This window comes from Saccharopolyspora sp. 7B (genome assembly GCF_020177435.1).
Taxonomy (GTDB): Bacteria; Actinomycetota; Actinomycetes; order Mycobacteriales; family Pseudonocardiaceae; genus Saccharopolyspora_C; species Saccharopolyspora_C gregorii.
This window is the reverse complement of the sequence record NZ_JAIUKC010000260.1, coordinates 1-4,002: the sequence shown is the minus strand read 5'-3', so window position 1 is coordinate 4,002 and position 4,002 is coordinate 1. Positions and strand designations below refer to the sequence as shown.

Genomic DNA, 4,002 nt, shown 5'->3' with positions numbered 1-4,002 from the left:
CATTTACCCCGCCCCGCCACGTACTCCGCACCCCGCTCCGACAACCGGTACGACTGCCCCGACCGCTCCACCAACCCCAAATCCGCCAACCACCACGCCTGCGTCTTCACCCGCGACACCGGACGCCCCACCTCCGCGGCCAACTCCGCCGCCCGCACCCCAGGCCGATCCCGCACCGACTCCAACAACCACCGCGTCCACGGCCCCCGAGCCGAATCCACGTCCCACCCCGCCAACCGGCGATCGATCGCCAACCGCTCCCGAGCACCCAACATCACCACACCACCACGCTAACCACCCCACCGATGATCACGACACGCCACCGGCACGGCAACGACCCAGCGCACCGAATACCCCGCACCCCCGGAAACCGCCACAATCAGGCACATGCTCCAGGCCTGCCTCAACGGCGCCCGCACCCCGCGCGAGCACCACCACCTGCCCGTGCACCCCGAACAGCTCGCCACCGCCGCAGCCGCCTGCACCGCGGCCGGAGCCACCGAACTCCACCTGCACCCCAAACACCCCGACGGCACCGACAGCCTCGACCCGCACATCCTCGCCGCCACCCTGCTCGCCGTCCGCGCCGCCGCCCCCGGAACCCCCATCGGCGTCACCACCGGAGCCTGGACCGCACCCGACCCCCGCGACCGCATCACCGCCATCCGCTCCTGGACCGTGCTGCCCGACCACGCCTCGGTCAACTGGCACGAAGACGGCGCCGACGACATCGCCACCGCCCTCCTCGACCGCGGCATCGCCGTCGAAGCAGGCCTGCACTCCGGCACCGACGGACCCGACCGGTTCCGCACCGCACCCACCCGCGACCGAGTCCTGCGCGTCCTCGCCGAAGTCACCGACCCCACCACCCGCGGCGCCGCCACCACCGCCGACACCCTCCTCGACCACATCGGACCCGCCCGCAGCCCCGTCCTGCTGCACGGCTCCGGCGCAGGCGCCTGGCCCGTGCTCACCCTCGCCGCCCACCGCGGCCTCGACACACGCATCGGCCTCGAAGACACCCTCCAACTCCCCGACGGCGACATCGCCCCCGACAACGCCGCACTCGTCACCACCGCCACCCGCATCCTCAACCGCCGCTGACACCACGCACCCGCACCAGCGGCAGGGGAACGGCACCCCGCTCCTTGAGGCAGCAGTGGGCGCCCGCGCCGCCGAACCGGGGTGTAGCGGACGCATGATCGACGCTTGGTTGAACAGGATCGGCGACCGGCGGATGTGAGCGGCGATCCGATGCCAGGGGCGGATGACCGGCCGAAGGACAGGCCGGCCACCCGCCTGTTTTCGGCTCAGCGGTGCCGTCGACCTGATAGCGTCCGAAAACGCCCGCTCGGACTGGAACGGAAACGGGCTCCCGCGGGCGGCACCGAGCCCGAGACGATGGGGGTTGATCGTCGTGATCTCAGCAGTGGCGCTCTTCGTGCTCATGCTCGCGGTGGTGGTCAGCCTGCTCGCTCGACGCCGCCGGGCTCCTCGCGGTGACGGCTACACCGCGGCCCCGTTCATCGGGTCCGGCGGCGCCCACCCCTCCACGCACAGCACCTCCGTGCACGGCCGCGGATTCGACGGAGGCGACGTCTGCGGCGACCTCGACGGCGAGGGCCGCGGTGACGCCCGCAATGGTGACGGTGGCGGCGGCTGAGACCACCCGCACCGGCTTCGCGGGCGTGTCGCAGCACAAGCCGCCCGAGGACCGTTCCCGTCCACCTACGTCCAGGAGTTCGTCGAGGCCACCGCAGTGCGGGAGCTGACCCGACCACGCCACGCTCGTCTGCCCGACCACACCGATCACCGGCAGCGCGTTCAGCCCGCCAACCCCGCGCAATCCCGGCAACGAACCCTCCGAGGCCGCCGCACCCGACTCGCCGGACCGGCACCAACTCCCGCGCCAACCCGCCCCGCAACGTCGCCACCACATCCAACGGGTAGTTCTGCCGCACCCGCCCCGAACCCGACGGCACGATTTCGGGGCCGAACGCCGCTGGCCACGCGATCATCGGCTCGGCGTCGATGAGGTCGCCGGATGCGACTGCACGGTGACGTTCACACGAGTCCGCGCGAAGGGCGTTCAGCCTTCGGCGTCACCTACCGACCGTCCGACGACGACCACGTCATGAATCACGCCGCCGCCCAGATCAGCAACGCCCGGCAGTCGTCCCCACTCGTGGAAGCCATGCGATCGGAAGAGTCGGAGGCTGGCCGTGTTGCTGGCGAAGATGGTCGTGGCCAGGGTTCGCACTCCCAATTTCGGAGCATGCGCGACCGCTTCGCCCAGCAGATAGGTGCCTTGTCCTCGGCCACGGTGCTCGGGGTGCAGATATACGGCGACATCTAGATGTCGACGATCGCGGCCAGGCCCTCACGAGTGGCCAGACGGTGGCAGTAGCGCAACGGAACTCCTGTTCTGCGCGGAACGTGGTCGAGAGCGATCACCGTCGTGATCGCCTACTTTGCCACCGGGGTCGGCTACGCCTCCCGGACCGATGCACAGACACTGCTGCTGAAAGTGAACGAGGCGACCTCAACCGCCCCGACGAGGACGAGGTGCAGCTCGGGGCTGCACCCGCAGTCGCGGCTCGGCGCTGCGCGGGCGGTAGCGCTCAGCAGGCAGGGGAGAGGTGCGCCCGCACGCGCTCGCGCAGCAGCTCGTACTCCGCCTGCATCCGCCGCAGCGGGCCGCGCACGACCACCTCACCCGGCCCGACGACCTCCTCGGGGGCGAACTGCTCCCGGGTCAGATCCACCTCCACCGAACCGAGCAGGTTCCACCAGTGGAAGTCGACCCGCGCGCCGGCGACGAGGACTTCGCCGCGCAGCAGCTCACCGCCGAGGAAGTCCTGCAGCACCAGCGCGGTCACCCCGCACTGGCCGCGCGCGGGGTTTCGCGGTGACCACTCGGAGAGGTCTTCGGGGGCGCAGGTGTCGGCCCCCCAGGAACAGCGGAACGCGTGTTCGATCCCGGTCAACGTCATCGGCATGGGGACTGCCTACCGGTGGGGACCGACAGGTGGTGCGGTGATCGGCGGGTGCGACGTGGCCGGCCGGCTCGTCCCGACGCCGAGGCCGAGTCGATGGATGCCGGTGCTGGCGGTGGTGTGGGGTGCCGTGCGGGCGGGGTGCTGGCTTGGCTCGGTGGTGTGCGGAGCGTTCGTGCGGCTGCGGGGAGCGGTCGGAGGAGGCCGGATCTCCGTTACTTGACATAATGTAGATTATCGGCACTCCGGTGACCTCGGAGCATCCGAGCCGGGAGGGGTCGGTGGCCGGGCGTGCGATGCGGGCGCGCGTCGGGCCTGCGTTCGCCGACGGGTGTCGCGGTGGCTCGACGGCGCGGTGCCGTTCGTCGGTTCGGCGAGGCGCCCGGCGGCAGCTGGCGGCGGCGTCCCGGCTGCGCGGCGGACCGCCGGCTCGCCGCCACGGCACGAACCATCCCCGAGGTACATCCCGAAGAGCCCGTCCGTCCGCCGCAAAACGTCACAGTGACGTTTTGCGGGGTGGCTGCGGGCCGCGCGGGACCAGGCGACCGCATGACCCGCCGCGCGAACAAGATCCACAAAACCCTCGGATGATCAAGCTCCACGAGGCCGAGCCGTCGGACCTCGGACCGGATCGGCGGACCCGACGGCGGCGGCCGCGAACATCCCGCACGACGGGCGCCGAACCGGCGAGCACACCGACATCGCCGCCGCGCGGGAGCGGCCGGGGTCCCCCGTGGCCGGGCCCCCGCCCCCTTCTCTATTTGATGGATAATCAACGTTATCCACCAAACAACCACGTTGATCGACTTCGAGATCGCGCCGCCACGACTCCGCTACCGCGACACCTCGAACGCTCCGCACCGGACACCGCTCCCCACCGCGCGCCCAGCCGATCCTCGCGGCCCCCTCGCCGACGGACTCCGCCATACCCCTCCCAGTCTCATATACAAAACTCCCAGCCCACCAGACCGCTCAGTATCGGGCAAGGCCCGGTGATGATGTTGAA

At 71.0% G+C, this 4,002-nt stretch carries 4 protein-coding genes and 1 pseudogene; 2 read left to right on the top strand and 3 right to left on the bottom strand.

The window, feature by feature from the left end:
• Positions 1-275: pseudogene (locus LCD33_RS28330) on the bottom strand (hypothetical protein); the annotation flags it as partial.
• Positions 276-387: 112 nt separating this feature from the next.
• Here LCD33_RS28330 and LCD33_RS28325 point away from each other — a divergent pair.
• Positions 388-1,104, top strand: coding sequence for a 3-keto-5-aminohexanoate cleavage protein (locus LCD33_RS28325; RefSeq protein WP_224978484.1), 717 nt, complete (start codon positions 388-390; stop codon positions 1,102-1,104).
• 313 nt (positions 1,105-1,417) lie between these two features.
• Positions 1,418-1,663 carry a hypothetical protein gene (locus LCD33_RS28320; protein ID WP_224963179.1) on the top strand — a complete coding sequence of 82 codons (246 nt, stop codon included), beginning with the start codon at positions 1,418-1,420 and terminating at the stop codon, positions 1,661-1,663.
• Between the two features lie 426 nt (positions 1,664-2,089).
• On the opposite strand, the gene LCD33_RS29715 is transcribed toward LCD33_RS28320, so the two are convergent.
• Both LCD33_RS29715 and LCD33_RS28310 read right to left on the bottom strand, forming a co-directional pair.
• Positions 2,090-2,338: a GNAT family N-acetyltransferase gene (locus tag LCD33_RS29715; RefSeq protein WP_224963182.1), complete on the bottom strand. Its 249-nt coding sequence runs from the start codon at positions 2,336-2,338 to the stop codon at positions 2,090-2,092.
• A gap of 283 nt (positions 2,339-2,621) precedes the next feature.
• The gene (locus LCD33_RS28310; RefSeq protein ID WP_224968961.1) at positions 2,622-2,999 is read right to left on the bottom strand and encodes a hypothetical protein; all 378 of its coding nucleotides are present in this window, start codon (positions 2,997-2,999) and stop codon (positions 2,622-2,624) included.
• Positions 3,000-4,002 lie beyond the last annotated feature (1,003 nt).

Bases quoted from the DNA above. Each gene is read 5' to 3' on its own strand.
- LCD33_RS28310 (WP_224968961.1), bottom strand. From the start codon at position 2,999: ATGCCGATGACGTTGACCGGGATCGAACACGCGTTCCGCTGTTCCTGG.
- LCD33_RS28325 (WP_224978484.1), top strand. From the start codon at position 388: ATGCTCCAGGCCTGCCTCAACGGCGCCCGCACCCCGCGCGAGCACCAC.